Origin of the sequence: Micromonospora sp. NPDC093244, from assembly GCF_040683695.1 — a bacterium.
GTDB lineage: Bacteria > Actinomycetota > Actinomycetes > Mycobacteriales > Micromonosporaceae > Micromonospora.
Window position 1 is genome coordinate 242,802 of the sequence record NZ_JBFBEO010000004.1, and the last position, 23,003, is coordinate 265,804.

Consider the following 23,003-nt stretch of genomic DNA (forward strand, 5'->3'; position numbering starts at 1 on the left):
CCATGGCGGCCCAGAGCAGCCCGGGCGGGCTCGGTGACAAACTGCGCGGCCAACTGGCCGACGAGGTGCGCAACCTGGCCGGGGCGATAGGTGACCGCGTGATGAGCGTGGTGACCGAGCGGATCACCGGCGCGACAGGCCGTCTCAGCGAGTACGCGCGTCAGGGCGGCGGTCCCGGCCTGATCGCCGCCGCCACAGGGGCGCAGAAGTTGGCCGAGGGCGGCTCGCCCATGAAGGCGATGGTGCATGCCGGCGTGGCCGGCGGTAAGGAGAAGGTGATGGCGGCTCTCGGCCGCGCGGGCGGTAAGGGCGGCAAGGGCGGCGGCAAGAAGAAGGTCACCAACATCGTCGAGACGATCGAGGTCGGCGTACCGGTGCGGGCCGCGTACAACCAGTGGACGCAGTTCGGTGACTTCCCGAGCTTCATGAAGAAGGTCGAGCAGGCCGAGAACGACTCGGACGAGAAGATGACGTGGAAGGCGCAGGTCTTCTGGTCGCACCGGACGTGGGAGTCGACGATCGTCCGCCAGGTGCCGGACAAGCTCATCCACTGGCGGTCCAAGGGCGAGAAGGGCTCTGTCGACGGCACCGTCAGCTTCCACGAGATCACCCCGGACCTGACCCGCATCCTCGTGGTGCTGGAGTACCACCCGCAAGGTCTCTTCGAGCACACCGGCAACCTGTGGCGTGCCCAGGGCCGGCGGGTGCGGCTGGAATTGAAGCACTTCGTCAGGCACGTGATGACCGAGGTGGCCCTCGACCCGGACCAGGTCGAGGGCTGGCGCGGCGAGATTCGCGACTCGCAGGTGGTCAAGGACCACGAGACCGGCCTGCGCGAGGAGCGGGAGCAGGGTCCGGAGGAGGAGGCGGAGTCGCGCCGCCGGCCGGGCGGGCGACCGCGCCAGCGGCCGCCCCGGCGGCCGGCCGAGCCGGAGTACGACGAGGAGTACGACGCGTACGAGGACGGCTACGACGAGGGGTACGCGGACGAGCCGGACGAGGAGCCTCCGCCGCCACCCCGCCGCCGGGTGCCCGACCGGGCCCGGCGCGCCCAGCCGCGCGAAGAGCCGCAGCGGCCCCGGCCGCCCGTCCGACGTGGCCCGGAGCCGCCCCGCCGACCCGTGGTACGCCGCCGCCGGGAGGAGGACGAGTGACCCTGGTGCCCGAGGACGCCGTCGGCGGAGCCCTCGAACGGGTGGGTTCCGCAGGCCGCCTCGCCGACGTGGTGGAGACCGTGCTCGACAAGGGCGTGGTGATCGACGCGCAGGCGACCGTAGGGGTCGTCGGTATCCCCCTGGTGGAGATCGACGCCCGGGTCGTGGTGGCGAGCATCGAGACGTACCTGCGGTTCGCCGAGGCCGTCGACCGGTTGGACATCGCCCCGGAGGAGGGCGAAGGGCTGGCCGGCCTGCTCGGCGGTGTCACCGGCGCGGTGCGGGACGTCACCGATCCGGTCGGAGGCGCCACCGGCGACGTGCGGGACCTGGGAAGGAAGTGAGATGGCCGACGAGACGGGACTGTTCGTCTACGGGCTGGTGCCTGCCGACGTGGAGGCGACGCCCGACGCCGCCGGGGTCGGCGACCCGCCCGGCGAGGTGACGGTGATCCGGCACGGAGACGTCGCCGCCCTAGTCAGCCCGGTGCCGCTGGACGCGCCGCTCGGCCGGTCGACGGACCTGCGGGCGTACCAGGACCTGCTGGACGGAACGGCGGCGGTGGCGCCGGTGCTGCCTGTGCGGTTCGGCACGGTGGTCACCGGCCCGGACGCGGTGCTCGACCTGCTGCGACCGCACCACGACCGGTTCGCCGCCGCGCTGGCCGAGTTCGAGGGTCGGGTGCAGTACGTCGTGCAGGGTCGGTTCGACGAGCGGGAGTTGCTGCGCGGCATCCTCGACGAGAACCCGGCGGCCGCCCGCCTCGCCGAGCAGGTGCGTGGTCGCGCCGAGGCGGCCACCCGCGAGCCACGGATCCGGCTCGGCGAGTTGATCAGCCAGGCGGTGGAGTTGCGCCGCGAGGCGGAGAACCGCCGGCTGCTCGACGTCACCGCCGAGTTCGTCGTCTCCACGCAACTGCGTCCGCCCAGCCACGAGATGGACGCGGCCCACGCGGCCCTGCTGGTGGACACCGACCGCGAGGCTGCGCTGGTGGACGCGCTGGAGGAGTACGCGCAGGACCGCAGGGGTCTGCTGCGGCTGCGTCTGCTCGGGCCGCTCGCCCCGTACGACTTCGTCGGCGCCCACCAGTTGGCGGGCTGACCGGTGGACCTGCTGTGGGCGCTGCTGACCCTGCCGTACGCGCCGGTGCGCGGGCTGACCGCGGTGGTCGGGGTGGTGGCCCGGGAGGCCGAGGCGCGGCAGCGGAACCCGGTGAACGTCCGCCGCGAGCTGGAGGAACTGGACGCCGCCGTCGCGGCCGGTGAGCTCAGCGCGGAGGAACGCGACAGGGCCGAGCAGCGGGTGCTGGACCGGCTGACCGGGGTTACGGCCCGGCCGGGTGCCAGGTCGGGTCCGGCTCGGCGCGGCCCCGCACGCGAGAAGGGAGTGCGCCATGACCGACGACGCCCGGGCCCGGCGACGTGACCCGGCCACCGAGGGCTACCCCGACGACGAGTACGTGGATCCGGTGTCGGCGGCCGAGGCGGCCCGGGCGGGGCTGCGGCAATTGGTCGAGCTGACCGGCCGCGAGCCGTCCGTCACCACGTCCCTGGAGGCCACCGAGGACGGCTGGCTGGTCGGGGTGGAGGTCGTGGAGGCGCGCCGGATCCCCACCTCGATCGACCTGCTCGGCCTGTACGAGGTGGAGTTGGACATCGAGGGGAGCCTGCTCGGCTATCGGCGGGTGCGGCGCTACCAGCGCGGGAAGGGTGAGGTGGGCTGAGATGACCGCTGCGCAGCCACCGCCTGTGGTGCAGAACTCCGGCCAGGTCCTGCCCGCCGGCCACGAGCCGGCGAACCTGGGCGACATCCTGGAGCGGGTGCTCGACCGGGGCATCGTCATCGCCGGCGACATCCGGGTCAGCCTGCTCGACATCGAGCTCCTGACGCTGAAGCTGCGGCTGGTCATCGCGTCGGTCGACACGGCACGCCAGATCGGCATCGACTGGTGGGAGCACGACCCGTGGCTCAGCTCCCGCGCCCGGCCCCCGGTCGAGCCGGGTCCGCGCGACCCGGAGCAGGTCGAAGCGGAGCGGCGGCCCCGGGTGGCGGCCCGGGCGCTACGCCGGGATGCCGAAGCGCAGGAGTGGGGTGACCTGGATGGTTGAGGTGGCCGTGGAGCTGACCGTCCCGGCGGCCGGTGCCTGGCTGCACGGCGTGGTCCGGGACGCCGAACCGGCGACGCTCGCGGCGATCCCCGGGATGGACGGCGGACCGGTCCGCGCCGTGCCCGCCGCCGGACTGGTGGCCGTGGTCAGCACCGCCCCGCTCGACGAGTACGGCGAGCAGCCGCTACGGCGCAACCTGGAGGATCTGGCGTGGCTGGAGCGGGCCGCCCGGTCGCATCACGCGGTGGTCGAGGCTCTGGCCCGGCGAGGCCCTGTGGTGCCGGCCCGGCTCGCCACCGTGCACACGGACGACGAGCGGGTGGCCCGCTCGCTCACCGACCGCCGTGCGGAACTTGTCGCCACCCTTGACCGGTTGACCGGGCGCGGGGAGTGGGGGGTCAAGGGCTACCTGGCGCCGGGAGCGGCCACCGCGGACGCCGAGACGACCGGGCACGGCGGGGTGGGGACGGCGTATCTGCGGCGCCGACGCGCCCAGTTGACCAGCCGGGAGGAACGCCAGCAGGTGGCGAGCGCGGCCGCCGACGCGCTGCACGGCGCCCTGTGCGAGTTGGCCGTGGCGGGTCGGCGGCACGCCCCGCAGGACCGGCGGCTCTCCGGGACGTCCGCGCCGATGGTGCTCAACGGGGCGTACCTGGTCGACGTCGCGGCGCTGCCCCGCTTCACCGACCTGGTCAGCTCGCTGGGTCACCGGCATCCGGGGGTACGGCTGGAGCTGACCGGGCCGTGGCCGGCGTACTCCTTCGTGGCGGAACGGCCGGAGCCGGCGCTCACCGTACGGGAGCCGGGGTGACCACCTCACTCGCGCCCAGCAGCGCGGACGACCCGCTGGCGTACCGGCCGGTCGCCCTGGTCGACCTGCTCGACCGGGTCCTCGCCACCGGCGTGGTGATCAGCGGTGACATCACCCTGGCCATCGCCGACGTGGACCTGGTACGGATCTCGCTGCGGGCGCTCGTCGCGTCGGTCGGCGCGCTGCCGCAGCAGGAGGACGCCGCGTGACCGGGCGGGACGAGGCGACTGAGCTTGCCGCCGCGCTCGGCGCCGCGTCGTGGCAGCCGCCCCGGGTGACGCCGCTGGACCGCCGGATCGCCGTGGATCGGGACTCGGTCGAGCGTGGGCTGGCGAGCCTGGTGCTCACCGTCGTCGAGCTGCTGCGTCAGCTCATGGAGCGGCAGGCCCTGCGCCGGGTGGACCTCGGTGACCTCACCGAGGAGCAGGTCGAGCGGATCGGTGTGACGCTGATGGCGCTGGAGGAGCAGATGGTCGGACTGCGCGACCATTTCGGCCTGGCCCCGGAGGACCTGAACCTGGACCTGGGGCCGCTCGGCCCGCTCCTACCGACCGACTGACCGGGCCGGCGTCCGGTCACGACCGGCTGTCGGCGTACGCGGCCAGCCAGGCGACCTGGGCCGGGTCCAGCGACGGGCGTACCCGTTGCCGGGCCGTCGCCACGTGCGCGGCGGTGACAGTCGCGGCGGTCAACGACTCCCGCATCGCGGCCAGCGCCGCCTCCCGGACCAGCGCCGCGCAGTCCGCCGCCGAGAAGCCGACCAGCTCGTCGCCGAGGGCCGCCAGGTCGACGTCCGGTGCCAGCGGCACGTGCCGGGAGGCGGCCCGCAGGATGTCCGCCCGCGCGCCCGGATCCGGTGGCGGCACGTAGACCAGCCTTTCCATGCGCCCCGGCCGCAGCAGCGCCGGGTCGACCAGGTCCGGCCGGTTCGTCGCCCCGACCACCACGACGTTGCGCAGGGTCTCCACCCCGTCCAGCTCGGTGAGCAGCGCGGCGACGACCCGGTCCGTGGTGCCGCCATCGGTGGCCTGGCCGCGTACCGGCGCGAGCGCGTCCACCTCGTCCAGGAAGATCAGCGTCGGGGCCGCCTCCCTGGCCCGACGGAACAGCTCGCGGACGGCGCGTTCGCTCTCGCCCACCCACTTGGAGAGCAGTTCGGCCCCCTTCACCGAGAGGACGTTCGCCCGGCCCGACCCGGCGAGCGCGGTCACCAGGTACGTCTTTCCGCAGCCCGGCGGCCCGTACAGCAGCACGCCGCGCGGCGGTTGCACACCGAGCCGGGCGAACGTGTCCGGGTAGGTGAGCGGCCACAGCACGGATTCGGTGAGCGTCTGCTTGACCTCGCCCAGACCGCCGACGTCGTCAAGGGTCACCGAGGCCACCTCCAGGGTGGACGCGGCCATCGTGGTCGGCCTGACCACCTCCAGGGCGGCGGTGAAGTCACCCATCGACACAGTCGGCGTCTCGGCCGCCTTCTGCCGCAGCGCGGCCCGTACCCCGGCCTCGCGGACCAGCGCGGCCAGGTCCGCCGCGACGAACCCGGGAGTACGCGCGGCCACCTCGTCCAGCCGTACGTCGTCGGCGAGCGGCACCTGGCGGGTCAGCACGGTGAGTTGTTCGCGGCGCAGCGCCGGGTCGGGTAGCGGGATGCTGATCCGCAGCGACAGCAGGTCCGGTGCACGCAGGGCCGGGTCGACAGCCTCCGGTCGGCTGGTGGTGCACACCACCGCGGCGCCGGCCCCTATGGTCTCCGCGAGCACCTGCCGGAACACGGTCGCCACCGGGCCGGGCTCGTCGGCCGGGGCGAGCGCCTCCACGTCGGTGATCAGCAGCACCGCCGGTCCGCCGGCGCGTACCGCCGTCGCCGCGGCCCGCAGCCGCTCTGCCGCGGCCTGGTTGGTCAGCGCGGCCACCTCGGGCGCCCACAGCGGGTGCACGCGGGCGCCGACGCGGGCCGCCACCGCCCGGACCAGCGCCGACTTGCCGGAGCCGGCGGGCCCGCCGAGCAGCACGCCGAGCGAGATGGTGGTGCCCAGCCGTCCCAGCACCTCCCGATGGTGGAAGCCGAGGTCGAGCAGTTCGGTCAGCTCCTCGGCCTGGGGTCGCAGGCCGGGCAGCTCGTCGACGTCCGGGGCGTCGTCGACCGGGGCGGCCGGCGGGGCCGTGCCGGTCGCCCGGAGCGGCGCGGCGGCGGCCGGGCCGGGCGTGTCGTGCGTGGCCGGCCCGTGCTCCCACCCGACAAGCGTGTCCATGGTGACGAGCGCGCCGGCGGCCGGTTCCACAGCGACCACTGTGAGAAGCGTGCTCGTCCAGGCCAGGCCGACCGTGTTGGCGAGACTGCGACGGGCCGCCTCGACCAGGCTGCGTACCGAGGCGTCCGGCAGCACGTCCTGCGGCAACAGCGACACGTCGTCGCCGACGGTGACCACCTTGCCGAGCAGGGCGAGCCGCAGCATCTCCGGGCTGACCGCCGCCACCACGCCCACCGGGCCACGCAGGACGACCCGACCCGCCGCCGTCAGCGGCATCGGGCTCACCCGTACCTGACCACCGTCGCGCAGGCCGAGGTTGCCAAGCGTCAGGTCGTCGGCGTACAGCATCGCGGCGCTCGCGCCCGGGTCGGCGGCCGCGACGATCCCGGCCGTCTCCCGGCGGCCGCTCAGCCGCACCGGATCACCGGGACGCAGGCCCAGCGCGGTGAGCGCCTCCGGGTGCAGTCGCACGACGCCACGTCGAGCGTCGAGGGCCGCCGGCCGTAGGCTCGCCAACAGGGTCAGGTCGGGTTGTGCCACCGCCCGACCGTAGCCGCCCGCGGCGAATCCCGCGTCGGGTCAGCGCCGCGGGTCCAACTCGTCCAGCAGCGACGGGTCCCGCCGGATCAACTCGGCCAGGCGGGCCGCCGGGTCCGGGGACAACCCGTCCGGGCCGGGGGCCCACGCCGGCACCGTCCGCCCCGACAACGGCCAGGCCGGCGGGGGTTCCACGGGCGCCGCCGGCAGCTCCGGGCCGACCGTGACGTCCGGGCCGTCCCAGGACACCCGCAGCGGGTACGTCCGCCCGGCGTGCTCCACCCGGACGGTCACCGCCAGACCGGGGTTGGCGCCGACGATCTGGCGGACCGCCTCGGCAACCTCCTCGACCGGACCCCAGCCGGCCGGCTCGTCGGGGACGTCCCGTCCGTGCCGGCCCGGCCCGGAGTCGCGGGGGTTGGCGGGGCCGCTCGGGTGGTTGACCGGGCCGCCGACCGGCCCCGGTGGTGGTGTGTTGTCGCGGTCGTTGGCCCGCCGGCGCAGCGCCTCCTCGCGCCGAGCCAGTCGGGCCAGCGTCTCGTCCAGGTCGCCCCTCACCAGATCACCCCTTCCCGCCACGGCCGGAGCCGGTCGGCTCAGGCCCTCCTGCTGTCCCGGGTGGCCCGGTCCAGCGCACGGTCCAGGACGACCAGCAGGGCGTCCCGCACCGAGAGCCGGTCCCGGGCGTCGAACTGCACCAGAGGTACATGATCACCGATGGCGAGCGCCCACCGGATCTCGTCGAGTTGCAGGGCCAGCCGCCCGTCGAAGGCGTTGACCCCGACCACGAACGGCAGCCCGGCCTGTTCGAAGAAGTCGACAGCCGGGAAGCAGTCGTCCAACCGGGCGCTGTCCACGACCACCAGCGCGCCGAGCGCCCCACGGGCCAGGTCGTCCCACATGAAGCCGAACCTGGTCTGCCCGGGCGTGCCGAACAGGTACAGCTTCAGGCTGCGGTCGATGGTCACGCAACCGAAGTCCATCGCCACGGTGGTGGTGGTCTTGGTCGACCGGGTGCCCGGGTCGTCCACGCCGATCCCGGCGGTGGTCATCTCGGCCTCGGTGGTGAGCGGCGCGATCTCGGAGATCGCCCCGACCGTGGTGGTCTTGCCGACCCCGAACCCACCGGCGACCAGGATCTTGACCGGGACCGGTGGTGCGGCGGGCCGGTCAGCGGGCTGCGGGGTCGCCCCGCTGACGGCCGGCGGCCGGTACGGCGGCGGTGCGGCATCCGGCGGGCCGGTGCGTCCGAGCAGGGGGCCGGTGCCCGGCTGCATGCCGTAGCGGGCGGTGGCGCTGTTGCCGGCGGGACCCCCCAGCGGGGCGACCGGCCATTCAGGAGATCGCACGGAGTCCATCAATCACTCGCAGGATGAGATCGGGGTCGTACGCTTCGTCGGAGTCGCTGACGTGCACGTCCAGGTGCCCGGCGGCGCGCAGGTCGCCGACCAGGACCCGGGTCACACCGAAGTGCAACCGGGTCCGGGCCGACAACTCCGCCACCGAGATCGGTTCGGCGCAGAGCGCGATGATCGCGTGGTGTTCCGGTGCCAACAGCGTGTCCTGCGCGCCGGTCCACCAGCCGCTCTCGGAGCGCACTGTCACCTGCGTCTCCAGGCCGATCGCCGGATCGGCGCCGGTGACCCGCCCCGAGGTGAGCACGAACGGCCGGGGAGCCGCCGGCCGAGCACCGCCCGGCTCGGACTGCGTCGCCGCCGGCGCGGCGTCCCCGCCCGGGGGCGTACGCAGGTAGGGGCGGATCCGTACCCCGGGTTCCGGGTCCGGTTCCTCGGCAGCGACGTCGGGGGTCATTGCTGGACGGCGTTCTTCAGTTCGACGATCAGCCGTGGGGTGAGGGCGTTGCCGGCCCGCCCGGCGAAGAGGGTCATCTCGTACGCGACGGTGCCCAGGTTGGCCGACCGGTCGGCGACCACACCGAGCACGGAGCCGCTGCTGATCGCGCTGATCAGCAGGTAGCCGTCGGCCATGTCGACGATGACCCGGTTCAGGCCGCCGAGGGCGTACCAGCTGGCCGCGCCGCCGGCGAGGCTGGTCATGCCGGAGACCACGGCGGCCAGTCGCTCCGCGTTGGACCGGTCCTTGATCGCCGACATGGCCATCAGCAGCCCGTCCGAGGAGACCGCGATCGCCTCCAGCACCCCGGCCGTGCTGGAGGTGAAGGAGTCCAGCAGCCAGTTGAAGGTGCGCGCCTCCGGACTGAGGTCACCGGCGGCGCCGGTCGGGTTCTGGTCGACGTTCTCGTGCACAAAGGGGCTGGTCACCGTGATGATCCTTCTTCGTTCCGGCGGTCTGGGCTGACTTCGCGGAGAGCACGGGCGACGCCCGCCTCGAACTCGGTGATGAGCTGGCGCACCTCGGCGGGGTCGCCGAGGTGCGTGCTGGCCGGCGGGCAGGGCGGGGTGACCGTCAGGTTCGCCCCGGGGACCCGTCGACTCAGCAGGGGCCGGTCGGGAGCAGCCGGCCCGCTCCGCTCGGCCCGACGTACGCCGGACTGGAAGGCCTCGACGAGCGCGCGGGCCGCCGCCGGGTCGGCGGTTGTGGCGTCCACCGGCTTCGACGGGGCGGTGGCGGCGGTCAGGCTGGCCCCGGGGACCCGCTGTCGGATCCGGGGGTTGGCCGGCGCACCCGAGGGCTCCGGGCGCGGCGACGCGGGCGTCTCCGGTTCCGACTGGTCGGCGCCGGCGCCGAAGGCGTCCCAGGACGGGCCGGACTCCAGGCTGCGGGTCGCCCGGCTGAGCAGGTCCGCGTCGACGTGGACGGTGGCGGTGGCCGCCGCCGCGAGAGCCGGCGCACCGCGATCCGGCTCGACCGTCCGATCGGGCACCGCGACCCGGGCCACGACGGCGCCGACCGGGTCCGCGCGGCGTAGCACAAGCGACTGCGACGGGACGTCGACCTGGGCGGTCACCCCGCCGCCGGGGGTGGCGGCGAGGCTCACCTCCCAGCCGTGACGGCGGGCCAGCCGGCCCACCACGAAGAGGCCGAGCACCTCGGTCGGCGCCAGGTCGAGCCGTTCCCGGCGGGTGAGCCGGGCGTTCTCCTCGGCCAGCCGCTGCTCGGACATGCCGATGCCGTGGTCGACGACCGTGATCCGGGCGCCGAGCCCGGACGTCTCGCCTGTCACCAGCACCCGGGTGTGCGGCGGGGAGAAGACAGTGGCGTTCTCCATCAGCTCGGCCAGTGCCAGGACGAGGTCGCCGACCACCGCCGGCGCGGCCGACACGCCCGCCGGGGCCCGCACCTCCACCCGGGTGTAGTCCTCGATCTCGCCAAGCGCCAACCGGACGACGTCGGCCAGCGGCACCGGCGCGGTGTGCGCGTCCGCCCCGGCCGACCCGGAGAGCACCACGAGGCTGCCGGCGTTTCGCCGCAGCCGGCTGGAGATGTGGTCGAGCCGGTACAGGTGTTCCAGCCGGCCCGGGTCTGCCTCCTGCTGCTCCAGCCTGTCGATCAGCGCGATCTGCCGGCCTACCAGGTTCTGGGTACGCCGTCCGACGTGGCCGAACATCTGCGCCACGTTGCGCCTGCCGACGACCTGCCGTTCGACGAGCTGGGCGGCGGTGCTCTGCACCCGGTCGAAGGCCCGGGCCAGGTCGCCGATCTCGTCGTTGGCCCTGATGTCCACCGGCTCCAACCGGACCGACTGGGAGCTCTCGGTCTCGTCGTCGATGACCCGCACCAGCTCGGCCTCGGCGACCCGGGCGACCCGGTCGGCGGAGCGGGTGAGCTGGGTCAACGGCCGCGCCACCGTACGCGCGACCGCCACGCTGAGCAGGACCACGAGCGCCAGGATCAGCGCCGCCGCGGAACCGACCAGGTACGCGGCGGTGAGCGCCCGTCGCTGCTCGGCGGTGACCTCGGCGAGTACGTCGGCGACGAGCTTCTTCTCCACGAACTGGCCGAGCCGGATCATCGTGCGGACGGCCGGGAAGAGCGCGTCCATCGGCACGTCGCGGACGGCACGGGCCGGGTCCCGGGCGCTGGTGACCAGGAAGTCGGGGCTGGTACGCGCGGCCACCGCCGCGTCGTTGAGCTGGGACACCTTGAGCTGCTCGGGGGTGATCAGGCCGCGGAAGCGCTGGTTGTCGACCTGGAGGGCGGCGATGCACGCCACGTAGGCGGCTGTGGTGTCAGGCGTGCCGATCGCCTTGACCAACAGGCTCAGGGTGGCGCAGGCGGCCAGGCCCTCGTCGGCGCGCAGCAGCCCGTCGAGGGCGAGCACCTGGCGGCCGGGCAACGTGTCGGTGTCCACGCCTACCACCAGCCGCAGCGACGCGATCATCCCCATGTTGACCGGGCCGAACGCGTCCATCACCTGGCCGGGGTTGACGGCCCGGGCCAGCACGGCCGTACGCAGGTCGACGAGGCTGGACACCCGGCCCAGGGCGGTGTCGACCTGATCGGTCAACGCGTCACCGCCCGCGGCCCGCAGGTCGGCCACCCGGTCGTCCACGTCGGCGGACTTGCGGATCACCTCGGCGCGTTCGACGCGGCCGAGCAGGAAGCCGACGGAGAGGATGCGTTCCTGCTGGAGGTCCTGGACGAGGCTGCCGACCCGGCTGGAGAGGCGTACCCGGTCGGTGATGTCACCCGCCCGCTGGGCCGCGGCGACCCGTTCGAGCACCACGGGCACGGCGAGGCCGACCATGCTGAGCAGTGGGATCACCACGAGCAGCGCGAGCTTGCCGCGGATCCGGAGCCTAGCGAGCAGCATCGAACGGCCCCCACGGGGTGACTTCCGCCTCGCGGGCCGCGCCTACCGGTTGCAGCGCCCGCTTGTCGCTCGGCCGTCCCGCGCCGATCGGTGGCTGCCAGGCGTCCGCCGCCGCTGGTTCGTCGGGGGCGTCCGCCTCGGGCATGCCGGCGCGGCGGCGGGCCCGGCGCTCGGCGGCGATCAGCAGCGCGGCCAGCCAGCCGGCCAGCAGCACGAAGACCACCACCGCGCCCGCGATGATCCAGCGGTCCCGGTCCAGGTCGTCGACCCGGTCGGCCAGCAGGGCGTCCAGCTCGGCGAGGATCACCGGCTGGAGCTGCCGGGCCGCCGTGTGCGTGTTGATCCCGGCGGCGCCGAGCCGGCCCGCGTCCACCTCTGTGGTTCCGCCGGCCGGCAGTGAGTACGCGGCCAGCGCCTCCACCGAACGCTGGTAGTTGTCCAGCGGGGTCAGCACGTTGGCGCCCAGGTCGGTGCTCTCCGACCCGTCCACCGCGGACCTGAGGTTGTCGACCAGGTCGTTGGCGGGGGCCAGGGCGGACACCCGCAGCGCGGTCAGTTCCAGCAGGCCGCGGGACTGCTCGGCGGCCGGTCGGCGGGCGAGGAGGGTGCCGAGGTCGGCGAGCCGGCCGGCGCCGACCACCGCCTCGGGCAGTTCCTGGCCGGCGCTGTCCTGGAGGAAGAACGAGTCGGGGGCGGGGTCGCGGACCAGCCCGGAACTCTCCCGGACCTTGCGGTGCAGGGCCAGCAGCAGGTCGGTCGCCTCGCCGTACGCGGTGAAGGCGGCGGCCGGGTCGGCGGGGCCCCGGGCACGCAGTGCCTCCAGTTTGGCCCGCAGCCCAGCCCAGCGTTCCTGGCTGCGCAGTTCGACGCCGATCCGGGCGTCCACCGTGGCGGCCTTCTCGACCGCCCGGGCCAGTGCCTCACCGGAGGCGGGGCGGCCGCTGACCGCGGCGGACTGGGCCTCCACCAGCGCGTCGGTGACCGGGGCGAGGGCGCGTAGGTACTGCACGCCGAGCCGTTCCCGAGCGGCCAGGTCCCGGTCGTCGCCTGTGTGCTGCCAGGTCTGCGCGAGGAGCAGACCCATCGGTGCCAGCAGCGCCACGACGAGCAGCAGCGGAAGCAGCCGGCCCAGTGTGGAGTGCCGTCGACGGGCCCGTGGTGCGGGGACTGCCATGGTGTGTCTCCTCCGGCGTCGGGCTGGGGGCGGCACGGTGGGCTTCGCCGATGGGGTCCCGTGCACCGGACCGGAAAACTAATCGAACCTCGGTGGTCCGGACCGTTGTCGACGAGTCGGCTTTGCGTCAGTACGGGCGACGTCACGGTTCGTCCTGGTTGGCAGCACGCTGCGTTCTGTCGATGGGTGTGACATGAAGGCATCGAGGGGGATATCTGAGAAAGATCGGAATTCACGGGATGCGAACTCAACTCGCTGGGCCGCGTCCGACGATGCGCGGTCGCACCGGTCCGGATCACCGATCGGAGCAACCGGACAGACGTACGGCGGATCTCAGCCAACGCTCAGGCTGCGGGCCGTACCGTGTGCCGCATGAGATCGCCGTCGCCGGCCGCGTGGATCCGGCGTGCACTGCCCACCCGCCGCCGCGCGATCGCCGCAACAGTCGTCGTCCTTCTGCTGGCCGCCGCCGTGACCTGGGCGGTGTGGCCGCAGGGGTCGGGCGTACGCACCGAGAGCGCGATGCTCACCGTCCGCTCCGGACCGGCCGGCGACGAGCCGGTGGACCTGGACACCACCTTCTACCTGCCGGCCGACGCGTCGCCGGGGCGGAAGGTGCCGGCGGTCCTGCTGGCGCACGGGTTCGGCGGCACCAAGGAGTCGGTGCGCTCGGACGCGGAGGAGTTCGCCGGGCGTGGTTACGCCGTACTGACCTGGACCGCGCGGGGCTTCGGCCGCAGCGGCGGCGAGATCCACCTGGACAACCCGGACTACGAGGTGCGCGACGCCGAGCGGCTGCTGGACTGGCTTGCTGCCCGCCCGGAGGTGCGTACCGACGCGGCCGGCGATCCGAAGGTCGGCGTGGTCGGCGGCTCGTACGGCGGCGGGTTGGCGTTGCTGCTGGCCGCCCAGGACCGTCGGGTCGACGCGATCGTCCCCATGATCACCTGGAACGACCTGTCCCGGGCGTTCCTGCCGGAGAGCACCGGCGGGGCACCTACCGAGGGCGTGTTCAAGAAGGGCTGGGCCGGTCTCTTCTTCGGCGGGGGCGGCAACGTGGGCAGCGGCCCGGCCGGACTGTCAGGTGCGACGGCCGCCCAGCCGGAGGGCGCGCCGGCGTCGGCCGGGCCGCCCAGCCCCGGCCCCGGTGCCGGCCCGGGCACCGGCCCCGGTGGCGCTCCCGCCGGTGCCGCCGACCCGTCCTGCGGACGGTTCGCCGCCGACGTGTGCGCCGCGTACCTGCGGATCGCCACCACCGGTCAGGCCGACCAGGCCGCCGTGGACCTGCTGCGCCGCTCCAGCCCGGCGGGCGTACTGGACAAGATCAAGGCACCGACCCTGCTGGTGCAGGGCGAGGCGGACACGCTCTTCCCCCTCGGCGAGGCGGACGCGAACGCGAAGGGCATCGCCGCCGCCGGCACTCCGGTGCGGGTCGCCTGGTTCACCGGCGGGCACGACGGCGGCGCCGGCCCCCGCTCGGACTCGGACCGGGTGAAGTTCCTGACCGTCCAGTGGCTCGACCACTACGTCAAGGGCGAGGGCGACGCGCCGGGCGACGACTTCACCTGGTCGCGGATCGCCGGCTTCGACGCGCTCGACCGGGGGCTTGTCGCCACCGGTTTCCGCCGCGCCGACTATCCGGGCCTCGCCGGCACCGGCCGCCGGGAGGTGGCGGTCGCCGGTCCGGCGCAGCCGATCGCGAACCCCCCGAACGGCAACCCGGCAGCCATCTCCTCGATCCCGTTCGCGGGCGGGCTCGCCTCGCTGCTGGACGGGGTGGCCGGTGACGTCCCGGGCCAGCACGCCCGCTTCGAGTCGACGCCGCTGACCGAGGCGGTGGACGTGGCCGGCTCGCCCACAGTCACAGTGCGGGCCGCGTCGCCGACCGGCGAAGCGGTGCTGTTCGTCAAGCTCTACGACGTCGACAAGGACGGCGCGGCCACCCTGCCGAACGGGCTGGTCGCCCCGATCCGGCTCACCGGCCTGCCGCAGCGGGTGCAGGACGCCCGCCCGGTCACCGTGACGCTGCCCGGGATCGTCCGCCGGGTGGAGGCCGGGCACCGGCTGCGCCTGGTCGTGGCCAGCTCCGACCAGGCGTACACCACGCCTGCCGCGCCCACCGTCTACACGGTGGCGGCGGACGGCGCCGTCAGCCTGCCCACTGTCGACGGCGAGCCCATCCCCACCACGGCGACGGTCTGGCGCTGGGTGCTCGCCGGCCTGCTCGCGGCGATCGCGATCGGGCTCGTCGTGGTCGTGGCAGTGGTCCGCCGCCGGCACCGCCGCCAGGACCGTTCGGTGCATCCGGAGTACGCGGACACCCCGCTGGCCGTGCGCGCACTGCGCAAGGAGTACGCGGACGGCTTCGTGGCGGTGTCGAACGTGGACTTCGAGGTGCACCCCGGTCAGGTGGTGGGTCTGCTCGGGCCGAACGGAGCCGGCAAGACCACCACTCTGCGGGTGCTGATGGGGCTGACCCAGCCGACCGCCGGAGAGATCTACGTCTTCGGCCGCCGGCTGGTGCCCGGTTCACCGGTGCTGTCCCGGATCGGCGCGCTGGTGGAGGGGCCCGGCTTCCTGCCGCACCTGTCGGGGCTGGACAACCTGAGGGCGTACTGGAAGGCCACCGGGCGGCCGTGGGAGGACGCGCACTTCGACGAGGCGCTGGAGATCGCCGGGCTGGGCGACTCCGTACACCGGAAGATCAAGAACTACAGCCACGGGATGCGCCAGCGACTGGCCATCGCCCAGGCCATGCTGGGCCTTCCCGAGCTGCTGGTGTTGGACGAGCCGACCGACGGGCTCGACCCGCCGCAGATCGCCGAGATGCGCCGGGTGCTCCAGCGGTACGCCACCGACGGCCGGGCGGTGCTGGTCTCCAGCCACCTGCTGGCCGAGGTGGAGCAGACCTGCACGCACGCGGTGGTGGTGAACAAGGGCCGCATCGTGGCGTCCGGGCCGGTGGAGGAGATCGTGGGCGAGTCGCCGAGTGTGCTGTTCGACGTCACCGACCCGGTGGCGGCGCGGGCGGTGCTGGACCGGCTGCACGGGGTGACGGTGCTGCCGGAGAGCGACGGTCAGCTGGTTGTCGACACCAACGGCACGGCCCGCAGCGAGGTGGTGGCCGAGCTGGTACGCGCCGGCATCGGGGTGGACCGGGTGGTGCCGCGGCGGCGCCTGGAGGACGCGTTCCTCGCCCTGGTGGGCGAGAACTCTCGGGGAAGCGGTGACCGCTGATGGTTGTCTCTGGCGCGGGTGAGGCACGCGGCTACCGGCCGTCGGCCACCATGCCGTTCGCGGCGGAGTTCCGCAGGCAGGCGTCCCGGCGGCGGACCCAGTTGGCGCTCGGGTTCATGGTGTTGCTGCCGCTGATCATCCTGATCGCGTTCCAGTTCAACTCCGGTGGCGACGACGACAACGGCAACAACGAGTTCGCCAGCCTGGTCGACCTGGCCACCTCCGGCGGGCTCAACTTCACCCTGTTCTCGATCTTCGTGTCGGCGTCGTTCCTGCTGGTGGTGGTTGTCGCGCTGTTCTGCGGCGACACGGTGGCCAGCGAGGCGAGCTGGGGCAGCCTGCGGTACCTGTTGGCGATCCCGGTGCCCCGGGCGCGGCTGTTGACGGTGAAGCTGGTGGTCGCGCTCGCGTACTCGGGTCTGGCCCTGCTGCTGCTGGCCGGCACGGCACTTGTCGCCGGCACCCTGCGCTACGGCTGGTCGCCGCTGCGCAGCACTGTCGCGGCCGAGCTGGAGCCGACCGAGGGGCTGCTCCGGTTGCTGGCCGTGCTGGGCTACCTGGCGGTCGTACTCCTGGTGGTGGCCGGGCTGGCCTTCCTGCTGTCGGTGACGACGGACGCCGCGCTCGGCGCCGTCGGTGGTGCCGTGCTGCTGTGGATCCTGTCGAGCATCCTCGACCAGATCACCGCCCTGGGCGCGCTGCGGGACTTCCTGCCCACCCACTTCAGCACCGCCTGGCTGGGGCTGCTCTCGACGCCCGTGCAGACCGACGACGTGGTACGCGGCTGCATCTCCGCGATCAGCTACGCGACGCTGTTCTGGGGGTTGGCGTTCTGGCGTTTCACCCGCAAGGACATCACCTCATAGCGGGGCCGTGCGCCAGGCGCTGACGCCGATCCGGCCCGTGTTGCCCACGTCGATCGGCCCGTCCGGGTCGACGTCCTCGGACGGCTGCCCGGCGGAGGGCGCGACCCGCAGGTACGCCCCTGCGGTGGCCCGCACGGTCGCGTCGGTGACGAGGTTGCGCCACAGGACGGTGGCGACGGCCCGCTCGCCCTTCTGGAGCGTGAGCTGCTGGGGCGGCTGGTCGAACCCCGACGTGATGTCCCCGGCCCCGTTCACCACCCGCAGGATGATCGGTTCGCGCTCCTCGTTCAGGACCCACAGCACCGGGTAGCCATTGAGCCGGTAGGGGCGGTCACCGCAGTTGGCCAGCTCCAGGCCGAGGGCGCGCAGCCCCATCGCCGCGTCCCCTCCGGTCGACCGGATGCGCACACCGGAGGCTGGGCAGTCGGCGATCGGATCCACGCTCGCCGACGGGGTGGGACTCGGCGATTTCGGCGGAGGGCCGGTGGGGTCTCCGCCCTGGCCCCGATGGTCAGCGGGCGTACATGCGGCGAGCAGAAGAGTCGCCGCGACCGCCGCGCTGGTCCGTCGCCGTGCTGCCGTGCGGAGGGAGATCATCCGCCGATCCTCGCTCATGCGGGCGTCCCGCCGACGGCGCGCCGGAACTCGGGAGGTGCGGCGGCGATGACGGTGTCCAGCGCCTCCCGCGACGCCTGCAGATCGTTGATGGCCTGGATGATCCGCCGCCGCTCCTGGGTCAGGTCGGCCAGCATGACCGAGCAGGTCGGCACGAGCCGTTCGCCCTCCTCCCGGACACACGGCAGAACGGCGGCGATGGTCGTGGTGCTCAGGCCGGCGGCGAGCAGACTACGGATGCGCCGCACCACGCCGATGTCGGCTTCGCTGTACTCCCGATAACCGCTGGGACTCCGCTCGGGCTGGAGCAGGTGCTGCTCCTCGTAGTAGCGCAGCAGCCGCTCGCTGACGCCGGTCCGTCGGGACAACTCGCCGATCCGCATCGTGTTCCCCGTCCGCGTGTCGATTGATGTGTGCTGGCTCACCCCGTCAAACGGTGGACCTTCACATCGATGTGAGACTTTAGCATCGCCGCCATGAGGAAGAACCTGCTGTCGCTGGCCGCGCTCTGTGTCAGCGTCTTCATCATCGGAACCGCGGAGTATCTGATCGCCGGCATGCTGCCGCAGGTCGCGGGGGATCTGCGGGTGTCCGAGGCCACCGCCGGACAGGCCGTGACCGCGTACGCCCTCGGCGTGGTGATCGGTGGCCCGCTCGTCGCGATGATCACGTCCCGCGTTCCGCGCAAGGGCCTGGCGATGGTGCTGGTACTGCTGTTCGCCGTGGGCAGCGCACTGTGCGCGTTCGCCGGATCGTACGAGATGCTGCTGGTCGGTCGGGTGGTCTCCTCCCTCAGCCACGCCGCCTTCCTGGCGGTCGCGGTCGTGGTGGCGACGACCCTCGTGCCGGCCGGTAAGGTCGGTACGGCGATCGCCGCCGTCGCGTCCGGCTTCACGGTGGCCACCCTGCTCGGCGTCCCGCTCGGCGCGATCCTCGGCCAGGCGGCCGGCTGGCGCGCGCCGTTCCTCGCGTTGACCGTGCTCGCGCTGCTCGCCAACGTCCTGCTGGCGGCCGTCCTGCCGCGACTCGACGCGCCCACCACCGACCTCCGTGACGAGTTGTACGTCGTGACCCGCAGGCCGGTGCTGCTGTCGATCGCCACCGCAGCGGTCGCCTTCGCCGGCGTGACTGTCGTCTTCACCTACATCGCACCGCTGCTGACCAGGATCGCCCACTTCTCCGCGGCGACCGTCTCCGGGCTGCTGCTGGCCTACGGCGCAGGCAGCCTGATCGGCAATGTCGCCGCCGGGCGACTGACCGACCGGTCGGTGGGCGCGACGGTACGCGGTGTGCTCGGTTGCCTCACCGGTGTGCTTCTCATGATCCCGTTCGCGGTCGTCTGGCAGCCGTCCGCCGTGCTCGCCGTACTGCTCCTCGGCCTGCTCGGCACCGCCATCATCGCGCCGCTGCAGGCGATGATCCTGCATCACGCCGGTAATGCGCCGACCTTCGCCGTCGCCGTCAACGTGGGCGCGATCAACCTCGGCGCCGCCGCCGGGTCCGCCGGCGGAGGCCTGATCCTGGCCGCCGGCGCCGTGCGCTGGTCCGGCCTCGTCGGGGCAGCCCTGAGTCTGACCGGTCTCGCCCTGACCTACCTGATCCTGCCGCGCGGCTCCCGCCGGCCTGAGTCCGCGCAACCGCAGCCGTCCGCCGCGACGACCTGAAGGAGTCCTCGACCGTTCCGAGGGCCGCGCTCGTGTCGTTCACGGCGCCGGAGCCGGCAGGGTCATGAGGCGTACCGCCGGCGAAAGGGGTCGAGCCGTTCCCGTTCCGCCGGGTTCCTACGCCCAACAGGTGGGGCAACTCGACAGCGTCCTGATACCTCGACCTGCGCTGGGCGCAACTCGACAGGGTGTACGGCCGTCTCGACTCGCGGTACGTTCGGTGCGGGAGCGCTCCCACAGAGCGATATGTTTCGACCTGGGATTATCCCACCAGCAAGGAATTTATTAACTTCGATACATTCTTGGCCCACCATTGAAGAGATCTGTCCCCTTCGATGGAGGTCTCCATGAACGTCTCTCGGCTCGGCGGGCCGACCCTGTCCCTGTTCCGCATCGTGATCGGACTGCTGTTCACATTGCACGGCCTGTCCTCGGTCTTCGGGTTGTTCGGCGGCAACCCGATGACCGGCAAGGCGGTACCGCTCGGCACCTGGCCGGGCTGGTGGGCCGCCCTCATCCAGCTCGTCTGCGGCGCGTTGGTGCTGGTCGGGCTCTTCACCCGACCCGCCGCGCTTCTCGCCTCCGGCTCGATGGCGTACGCCTACTTCGTCGTGCACCAGCCCGACGGCCTGCTGCCGCTGCGCAACGGCGGTGAGCAGGCAGCGCTCTTCTGCTGGTCGTTCCTGCTGGTCGCCGCACTCGGCTCGGGCCCGTGGGCGCTCGACGCGCTGCTCTTCCGTCGTCGCGGCGAAGCGCCGTCGCCGTCGGTGGCCGAACCCAGCCCCGTGTCCGTCTGACCGCACCCGTGTCCGCGCGGCGTCGAAGCCTCGACGAGGCGGCTCCGACGCCGCGCCCGGGCGGGGGCACCGTCGACGTGCGGCCGTCGACGATCCAGCCCCGGAGCCGAGGATGCGACGTCAGGCCGGCGGGCGTGGGGTGAGGACAGCGTCCAGCAGGCCTGGGTAGAGCTGGTCCATCTCGTCGCGGCGCAGCCGCACGTAGCGGCTGGTGCCGGCAGCGCGCGTGCGGGTCAGGCCCGCCTCGCGCAGCACCTTCAGGTGGTGGCTGCGGGTCGCCTTGGAGACGCCGAAGTCGAGGGTGCCGCAGGCTGCCTCGCCGCCCTCGGCGAGTGCCCGCACCATCTGCAGCCGCACGTCGTCCGCGAGTGCGGCAAGGACGGCGGTGACCGGTACGTCGGTCAGGTCGGGTTCGTACGGCTCCATGTGACAAGTGTAACCGTTGTTCGACAATTGTCGAACAAGCTCCTACTGTCAGTTCCGTTGGTTCGACGATACTCGAACATTGGAGCTGACGATGCGATCCCGCGCCGCCGCCTACCCGCTGCTCGCCGTGGTCGGCTGGGGAGTGATGTTCCCCGTCCTGGCCAGCGCGCTGACCCGGGTCGACCCGCTCAACCTCACCACCGCCCGATACCTGCTGGCCGCCGCCGTCCTGGTCGGCCTCCTGCTGCTCCGCGAGGGTGCCGGCGCGCTGCGCCACGGCGGCCGGACGGTCGAGGTGGTGGTGCTCGGAGTCGTCGGGTTCGCCGGGTTCAACCTGCTCACCAACCTGGCCCTCGAGCACGCCGCCCCGCAGCAGATCTCCCTCTTCGTGGCCACCACCCCGGTGATCACCCAGCTGGTCCGGTGGGTCCGCGACGGCGTACGCCCCAAGCCCCTCCTGCTCGCCCTCTCCCTGGTGGCGCTTCTCGGCGTCGGCCTGGTGATCACCCGCGGCAGCCTCGCCGGGCTCGGCCAGTTCGGCCTCGGCGGCCTGATGATGATCAGCGCGGTGCTCGGCTGGGGCATCTACACCCACGGCGCCAGCCGGTTCGGTGACTGGTCCCCGCTGCGCTTCACGACGCTTACCGCGCTCTCCGGCACCGCCGCCATGCTCGTCGCGAGCATCGGCGCCGACGCCGTCGGCTGGCAGCACGCGCCGGCCGCCGCCGACCTCGTGGCGGTCGCCCCGCAGTTGGCGTACGCAGTGGTAGTGGGCGCCGTGATCGCCGTCCTGGCCTGGAACACAGGTGTGCAGCGGCTCGGTGCCGCGAACGCCGCGCTGTTCATGAATCTGGTCCCGGTCACCACGTTCGCGGTGCAGATCGCCCGTGGCTACCGGCCCGACCCGGTCGAGCTGGTCGGCGCCGCGATCACCATCGCCGCACTGGTCGCCGCGAACCTGGCCAACAGGGCACCGACCAGGACGTCGTCCCTGCCGCAGCCGACCGCCGTCACGGACCCGACAGCTGTGGTCGACCCCGTCGCGGTGGCCGCCCGCTGACCCACTCCCTGGGATGCCCGGTGGAGGCCACGGGCAACGTTGCCTAGACTCGACGGCACAACTGCATACCTCATCCAGAGGGGCTGAGGGATACGGCCCGACGACGCCCCGGCAACCACCCCGCGCGCTCACCGCTGAGCGACAGGCGGGGCAGGTGCCAATTCCGTCCCCGCCGCACCGTGCGATGCGGGGAAAGATGAGAGGACTCTCGACATGACGTCGACGCTCGCCGCCCCCGGTATCGACACCTCCGCCAGCCCCGCCCGCGCCCTGGTCTGCCGCGCCTGTTCGGCCCGCTACCCGCTCGCCGCCCAGCACGCCTGCTACGAGTGTTTCGGCCCGCTGGAGGTCGACTACGACACCGCCGCCCTGGCCACTGTCACCCGCGAGCAGATCGAAGCCGGCCCGAACAACATCTGGCGGTACGCCGCGCTGCTGCCCGCCGGTCAGGACCCGGCCACCCGGGTCACCCTCAACCCGGGCCTGACCCCGCTGGTGGCGGCCCCGAACCTCGCCGCCGAGCTGGGCATCACCGCGCCGCTCTGGGTCAAGGACGACAGCGCCAACCCGACCCACTCGTTCAAGGACCGGGTCGTCTCGGTGGCGCTCACCGCCGCGAAGGCGCTCGGCTTCACCCGGTTCGCCTGCGCGTCGACGGGCAACCTGGCCAACTCGGTGGCCGCCCACGGCGCCCGTGCCGGGGTGCCGTCGGTGGTCTTCATCCCCAGTGACCTGGAGCAGGGCAAGGTCATCACCACCGCCGTCTACGGCGGCGAGCTGGTCGCCATCGACGGCTCGTACGACGACGTCAACAGGCTCTGCGGTGAGCTGGTGGAGACCGACGAGTTCGAGGACACGGCGTTCGTCAACGTCAACGTCCGTCCGTACTACGCGGAGGGCTCCAAGACCCTCGGCTACGAGGTGGCCGAGCAGCTCGGCTGGCGGATCCCGGCGCAGGTGGTCATCCCGATGGCCAGCGGCGAACTGCTCACCAAGATTGACAAGGCGTTCTCCGAGCTTGTCGAGATCGGCCTGGTCGAGGCGCCGGCCGGCGGCTGGAAGGTCTTCGGTGCCCAGTCGGCCGGCTGCAACCCCATCGCCACCGCCCTGCACGCCGGCACCGACACGATCACCCCGGTCAAGCCCACAGGCATCGCCAAGTCGCTGAACATCGGCGACCCGGCCGCCGGCCTCTACGCCCTGGAGGCGGTCCGCCGTACCGGCGGATGGATGGAGTACGTGGACGACGACGAGATCCGTGCCGGCATCCGTGACCTGGCCCGCACCACGGGTGTCTTCGCCGAGACCGCCGGTGGGGTCACCGTGGCGGTGCTGCGCAAGCTCGTCGAGTCCGGCCGGCTCGACCCGGCGGCGGAGACCGTCGTCTTCAACACAGGCGAGGGCCTCAAGACCATCGACGCGGTGGCCGGGCAGGTCGGGCCGACCCACCACATCAAGCCCTCCCTGCGCGCCGCCCGGGACGCCGGCCTGCTCGGCTGACCGGCCCTGCCTGGGCGATCCGCCGGGTAACTGGCTTTTCGCTGTGAGTGTGGAAAACCCGCCGCTC

At 73.1% G+C, this 23,003-nt stretch carries 24 protein-coding genes, 1 pseudogene and 1 riboswitch; of the genes and pseudogenes, 15 read left to right on the forward strand and 10 right to left on the reverse strand.

Annotation, left to right across the window (positions count from 1 at the left end; all coding sequences use genetic code 11):
- The first annotated feature begins 2 nt into the window (after positions 1-2).
- From AB0N27_RS21920 to AB0N27_RS21960, 9 genes and pseudogenes are all read left to right on the forward strand, one after another.
- Entirely contained in the window at positions 3-1,154 is a 1,152-nt protein-coding gene (locus AB0N27_RS21920; protein WP_364372737.1) for an SRPBCC family protein, read from the forward strand.
- Between the two features lie 5 nt (positions 1,155-1,159).
- Positions 1,160-1,363: pseudogene (gene gvpJ / locus AB0N27_RS21925) on the forward strand (gas vesicle protein GvpJ); the annotation flags it as partial.
- Between the two features lie 136 nt (positions 1,364-1,499).
- On the forward strand, positions 1,500-2,255 hold the full coding sequence (locus AB0N27_RS21930; protein ID WP_364372740.1) for a GvpL/GvpF family gas vesicle protein: 756 nt from the start codon (positions 1,500-1,502) through the stop codon (positions 2,253-2,255).
- A gap of 3 nt (positions 2,256-2,258) precedes the next feature.
- Positions 2,259-2,579 (forward strand): gas vesicle protein GvpG, encoded by a 321-nt coding sequence (locus AB0N27_RS21935; RefSeq protein ID WP_364372743.1) that lies wholly within the window; start codon positions 2,259-2,261, stop codon positions 2,577-2,579.
- Complete coding sequence (locus AB0N27_RS21940) at positions 2,548-2,877, forward strand: gas vesicle protein (protein ID WP_364372746.1); 330 nt, start codon at positions 2,548-2,550, stop codon at positions 2,875-2,877. The genes AB0N27_RS21935 and AB0N27_RS21940 overlap by 32 nt, the downstream gene beginning before the upstream one ends.
- Position 2,878: 1 nt before the next feature.
- Positions 2,879-3,262, forward strand: a complete 384-nt coding sequence (locus AB0N27_RS21945) for a gas vesicle protein (RefSeq protein ID WP_364372749.1) — start codon at positions 2,879-2,881, stop codon at positions 3,260-3,262.
- The gene (locus AB0N27_RS21950) at positions 3,255-4,073 is read left to right on the forward strand and encodes a GvpL/GvpF family gas vesicle protein (protein ID WP_364372752.1); all 819 of its coding nucleotides are present in this window, start codon (positions 3,255-3,257) and stop codon (positions 4,071-4,073) included. Before AB0N27_RS21945 ends, AB0N27_RS21950 begins: the two co-directional genes overlap by 8 nt.
- Positions 4,070-4,282 (forward strand): gas vesicle protein, encoded by a 213-nt coding sequence (locus tag AB0N27_RS21955; protein WP_364372755.1) that lies wholly within the window; start codon positions 4,070-4,072, stop codon positions 4,280-4,282. Before AB0N27_RS21950 ends, AB0N27_RS21955 begins: the two co-directional genes overlap by 4 nt.
- Positions 4,279-4,632, forward strand: a complete 354-nt coding sequence (locus AB0N27_RS21960) for a gas vesicle protein K (protein WP_364372758.1) — start codon at positions 4,279-4,281, stop codon at positions 4,630-4,632. The genes AB0N27_RS21955 and AB0N27_RS21960 overlap by 4 nt, the downstream gene beginning before the upstream one ends.
- Before the next feature lie 16 nt (positions 4,633-4,648).
- Here the strand turns inward: AB0N27_RS21960 and AB0N27_RS21965 are convergent, their stop codons facing one another.
- From AB0N27_RS21965 to AB0N27_RS21995, 7 genes are read right to left on the reverse strand one after another with little or no spacing between them, the layout of a single operon-like run.
- Positions 4,649-6,865, reverse strand: coding sequence for an AAA family ATPase (locus AB0N27_RS21965; RefSeq protein ID WP_364372761.1), 2,217 nt, complete (start codon positions 6,863-6,865; stop codon positions 4,649-4,651).
- A gap of 39 nt (positions 6,866-6,904) precedes the next feature.
- Positions 6,905-7,420 (reverse strand): hypothetical protein, encoded by a 516-nt coding sequence (locus tag AB0N27_RS21970; protein ID WP_364372764.1) that lies wholly within the window; start codon positions 7,418-7,420, stop codon positions 6,905-6,907.
- Positions 7,421-7,458: 38 nt separating this feature from the next.
- On the reverse strand, positions 7,459-8,220 hold the full coding sequence (locus AB0N27_RS21975; RefSeq protein WP_364372767.1) for an ATP/GTP-binding protein: 762 nt from the start codon (positions 8,218-8,220) through the stop codon (positions 7,459-7,461).
- The gene (locus tag AB0N27_RS21980; RefSeq protein ID WP_364372770.1) at positions 8,198-8,674 is read right to left on the reverse strand and encodes a DUF742 domain-containing protein; all 477 of its coding nucleotides are present in this window, start codon (positions 8,672-8,674) and stop codon (positions 8,198-8,200) included. Before AB0N27_RS21980 ends, AB0N27_RS21975 begins: the two co-directional genes overlap by 23 nt.
- Positions 8,671-9,144 carry a roadblock/LC7 domain-containing protein gene (locus tag AB0N27_RS21985; protein ID WP_364372773.1) on the reverse strand — a complete coding sequence of 158 codons (474 nt, stop codon included), beginning with the start codon at positions 9,142-9,144 and terminating at the stop codon, positions 8,671-8,673. Before AB0N27_RS21985 ends, AB0N27_RS21980 begins: the two co-directional genes overlap by 4 nt.
- Positions 9,141-11,597: a nitrate- and nitrite sensing domain-containing protein gene (locus AB0N27_RS21990; RefSeq protein ID WP_364372776.1), complete on the reverse strand. Its 2,457-nt coding sequence runs from the start codon at positions 11,595-11,597 to the stop codon at positions 9,141-9,143. Before AB0N27_RS21990 ends, AB0N27_RS21985 begins: the two co-directional genes overlap by 4 nt.
- A complete protein-coding gene (locus tag AB0N27_RS21995; RefSeq protein ID WP_364372780.1) occupies positions 11,584-12,771 on the reverse strand; it encodes a hypothetical protein in 1,188 nt (395 codons plus the stop codon). Before AB0N27_RS21995 ends, AB0N27_RS21990 begins: the two co-directional genes overlap by 14 nt.
- A gap of 372 nt (positions 12,772-13,143) precedes the next feature.
- On the opposite strand from AB0N27_RS21995, the gene AB0N27_RS22000 reads away from it, so the two are divergent.
- Together AB0N27_RS22000 and AB0N27_RS22005 are read left to right on the forward strand one after the other, a co-directional pair.
- On the forward strand, positions 13,144-16,008 hold the full coding sequence (locus AB0N27_RS22000) for an alpha/beta fold hydrolase (protein WP_364372783.1): 2,865 nt from the start codon (positions 13,144-13,146) through the stop codon (positions 16,006-16,008).
- Positions 16,008-16,874 carry an ABC transporter permease subunit gene (locus tag AB0N27_RS22005; protein ID WP_364372786.1) on the forward strand — a complete coding sequence of 289 codons (867 nt, stop codon included), beginning with the start codon at positions 16,008-16,010 and terminating at the stop codon, positions 16,872-16,874. The genes AB0N27_RS22000 and AB0N27_RS22005 overlap by 1 nt, the downstream gene beginning before the upstream one ends.
- On the opposite strand, the gene AB0N27_RS22010 is transcribed toward AB0N27_RS22005, so the two are convergent.
- Both AB0N27_RS22010 and AB0N27_RS22015 read right to left on the reverse strand, forming a co-directional pair.
- Positions 16,869-17,489, reverse strand: a complete 621-nt coding sequence (locus AB0N27_RS22010; protein ID WP_364372789.1) for a DUF4232 domain-containing protein — start codon at positions 17,487-17,489, stop codon at positions 16,869-16,871. The genes AB0N27_RS22005 and AB0N27_RS22010 overlap by 6 nt on opposite strands.
- The gene (locus AB0N27_RS22015) at positions 17,486-17,914 is read right to left on the reverse strand and encodes a MerR family transcriptional regulator (protein WP_364372792.1); all 429 of its coding nucleotides are present in this window, start codon (positions 17,912-17,914) and stop codon (positions 17,486-17,488) included. Before AB0N27_RS22015 ends, AB0N27_RS22010 begins: the two co-directional genes overlap by 4 nt.
- Positions 17,915-17,965: 51 nt before the next feature.
- Here AB0N27_RS22015 and AB0N27_RS22020 point away from each other — a divergent pair, with 51 nt between their 5' ends.
- Complete coding sequence (locus tag AB0N27_RS22020) at positions 17,966-19,153, forward strand: MFS transporter (protein WP_364372795.1); 1,188 nt, start codon at positions 17,966-17,968, stop codon at positions 19,151-19,153.
- Between the two features lie 347 nt (positions 19,154-19,500).
- The gene (locus AB0N27_RS22025; RefSeq protein WP_364372798.1) at positions 19,501-19,950 is read left to right on the forward strand and encodes a DoxX family protein; all 450 of its coding nucleotides are present in this window, start codon (positions 19,501-19,503) and stop codon (positions 19,948-19,950) included.
- Between the two features lie 120 nt (positions 19,951-20,070).
- Here AB0N27_RS22025 and AB0N27_RS22030 read toward each other — a convergent pair whose 3' ends face one another.
- Positions 20,071-20,376, reverse strand: a complete 306-nt coding sequence (locus AB0N27_RS22030) for a metalloregulator ArsR/SmtB family transcription factor (RefSeq protein WP_364372801.1) — start codon at positions 20,374-20,376, stop codon at positions 20,071-20,073.
- Positions 20,377-20,467: 91 nt separating this feature from the next.
- Here AB0N27_RS22030 and AB0N27_RS22035 point away from each other — a divergent pair, with 91 nt between their 5' ends.
- Together AB0N27_RS22035 and thrC are read left to right on the forward strand one after the other, a co-directional pair.
- Complete coding sequence (locus tag AB0N27_RS22035; RefSeq protein ID WP_364372804.1) at positions 20,468-21,436, forward strand: DMT family transporter; 969 nt, start codon at positions 20,468-20,470, stop codon at positions 21,434-21,436.
- Between the two features lie 67 nt (positions 21,437-21,503).
- A riboswitch (SAM riboswitch) is annotated at positions 21,504-21,639 on the forward strand.
- A gap of 10 nt (positions 21,640-21,649) precedes the next feature.
- Entirely contained in the window at positions 21,650-22,936 is a 1,287-nt protein-coding gene (gene thrC / locus AB0N27_RS22040; RefSeq protein WP_364372807.1) for a threonine synthase, read from the forward strand.
- Positions 22,937-23,003: the final 67 nt, after the last annotated feature.